The 755-nt window shown below is 67.0% G+C and carries 1 pseudogene; it reads left to right on the forward strand.

Features of this window, described 5'->3' with window-relative positions:
* Window positions 1-384: 384 nt before the first annotated feature.
* Window positions 385-755 (forward strand): annotated as a pseudogene (locus tag FK268_RS23025) (hypothetical protein); the annotation flags it as partial.

The raw sequence follows: 755 nt of genomic DNA on the forward strand, positions 1-755 counted from the left end.
GCCAGCCCGATCTCCGCGGCCACACCCTGCTGCCACCGGTCCTGCGCCAGCCCGGCCGCGATCCGCTCGCACACCCGCTCCCGCAACAGGTCGGCAGCGAGTGCGTACTGTTCGAACACCAGCCGACACCGCCGCACATGACTCGCACGCAACCGCTCGGCCATCGACCTTCCCTCAGGAGGCGAGTCTTCCTCTACCGCAATGATTTCGTCCATATCTAGACGCTACTCGGACTCACTGACAAGTTTTCGATCGTCTCACACGATTCGAACATAAGTTGGTTCCCGAGGTCGCACCACCGGGGGCGCTTCGAGGAGGCCCCTGGTTAGGGCGATCCCAAGCGGGCGTTGCCACCCCGGCAGGGCCGCTCCTACGCTCGACGGTGTGCGCCCCCTCATGTCGGACGACGACCTCGGAAGCGAATGGGAGTGTGCGACCGCTGCGGGGAATCCGGTCGGTGGCCTGGCGACACGCGGATTCCGCAACACCGGCGGTCCGCCTACCTCGATGCGGATCGTCGCGATGCCCTCGGCGTCGATCGTCCTTCAGGCCGGCGACGGATGTTTCGAGGTCGACGGCGGCCATACCGGTGGCCTGATCGCGGGAATCGCCCCCGGCGTCCAGTCCGTCCGGTGCGATCGCGTCGACTGCGTCGAGGTCCGGATATCTCCTCTCCTGGCGTACCCCGTTCTCGGAATCCCGCCCCACGAACTGACGGGCGGCCTGGTCGACACAGACGTCGTCTGGGGGCCGCA

It is taken from the genome of Tsukamurella sputi, from assembly GCF_007858445.1.
Taxonomy (GTDB): Bacteria; Actinomycetota; Actinomycetes; order Mycobacteriales; family Mycobacteriaceae; genus Tsukamurella; species Tsukamurella sputi.